This is a genomic window from Paenibacillus tianmuensis (genome assembly GCF_900100345.1).
In the GTDB taxonomy this organism is placed as follows: Bacteria; Bacillota; Bacilli; order Paenibacillales; family NBRC-103111; genus Paenibacillus_G; species Paenibacillus_G tianmuensis.
The window spans coordinates 1-1,708 of the sequence record NZ_FMTT01000102.1; the positions used below are offsets into that span (position 1 = coordinate 1).

The window sequence follows — 1,708 nt, forward strand, 5'->3', positions numbered from 1 at the left end:
CGAGCGCTCGATACAAGTCAGCCTGTTTTTGTGTCACTTCGCCCAAGATCCGGCCGTGTCCAGGCGCTTCAAATCGCTCTATGGTGTCCAATTCATCGAGCAGCCCCTGCATCGTCCAGGATTCAAAGAGTCCAGCATCTTGCATGCATTTCTTGACGTAGGAAAGGTAAATAAGGGCAATAAATTCGACAAATAGCTTGCCATTGAGTGAAGTTTCCGAAGAAACGTGCATTCGCCGGAAATTCAGCCGCTCTTTGAGATTGCCAAATGCCTTCTCTACGATGTCCTTGCTTCGGTACAGCGACAATGCCTCATCCGGATCTTTGACTTCGTTGGAGAGCAGGGCAAAGTAGCCATAATTTTGTGCCGCCTCGAGCATCTTGTCCTCTCTCGGTACAACCTTTCGGCCACGCTTCGGGGTCTCGGTCACTTCGAAATACTTGGCGTAGTCCTTGCGGCAATGCTCACGCAACTTGCCTTCCTGCAGATCCCGATACAGACTGGTCAGGTACTCATTCATGTCTGCTTGATCTCTGGCTGCTTTCTCTGGATTGTAATAGAGCAGGAGGTAGGCCCTGCGCGTCTCTTGCAGCACGTCGCCCTTGTACGGCCGCTCTTGCTCGTAGGCCCAGTCGATTCGTTTGCAGATGCCGTAGGTTCCGTACTGCGTATGTAGATTCGACCAAAGCTTCAAACGCTCCCGTTCCTCTTCAAGATGCGCTTTAACATAAGAGAGATTCAGTTTGACGCCAATGATAAATTTTTGATGATTCTGATAGAGATGATCCACATTACGCTTGCTGTAAAAGCCACGATCCAGCACGACGTTCACTTTCTTGTAGCCCATGATGTGGAACTCTTGCATGAGTTGCCGGACCGTCTTGACGTCCGTTACATGGCCGGGAAGCTTTCGGTAGTAAAAAGGCAGACCGGATTCTTCGCCGAAGAGAAGCGCCAGATTGATTTGGGGCAAGCGATCATGCTCCTTGTTCTTGCCCTTCTTCACTTGCTTGAGCACCTCGGAGTAGCTGGAGAGTGTGGTGATGTCGAGGGCCCAATATTCCTTTTCAATGCGTCGTTTTCCTTGTCTCTCGAAAAAGGCCATGCGCTGTGCCTCTTCAATCGACTGGAACAGCTCGCTGCTTCGTTGCGAAGGAATATCTGCTCCAAAGGGATGAATGTGCATGCGCTGCCAGTGGGAAAAGCGGCTGAATGAGTTGTTTTCTTCGACGATCAGAAAGTAAGCGATGGACAAGATCTTCTTGTAGCTGTCCGGGAAACAGGCCTTGAGATCAGCTTCAACACCGGTTTCCTGGCCGATTTGATCAAACAGGTAGGTTGCACCGTAGAAACTACGCTGAAAGCTGGTAATCGGTACAGGGCCGCGCTTCTTGGCAGGGGCGCCAGACTCCGTCTCTCTCCGATACGCTCGGGTGGGCACGATCTCTCCCGTCTTTGGATCGACTCTCCCGATGAGCGTCCGCTTTGCACGAGACTGCTGTTTTTCCTTATCCCAGTAGGGCTCGTTGTTGTAGGCATAGGTAATGCCTGTCTTTTTATTGGTTTGATAAATGATCGCCATAATGAACACCAACCTCGTTATACATTATATAATATGTAACGAGGTAAAATCAACCATTTTCGGCTAAATGCCTTGTCCCTATGCTATTTTTTCATTCATCATCGTTATACAATCCGGGAACTCAGG

The 1,708-nt window shown here is 49.7% G+C and carries 1 protein-coding gene; it reads right to left on the minus strand.

The annotated features are described in order from the left end of the window. Positions 1-1,582, minus strand: a 1,582-nt coding sequence (locus tag BLO51_RS28270) for an IS1634 family transposase (RefSeq protein WP_143007030.1), incomplete at its 3' end; no start/stop codon positions are given. Positions 1,583-1,708: the final 126 nt, after the last annotated feature.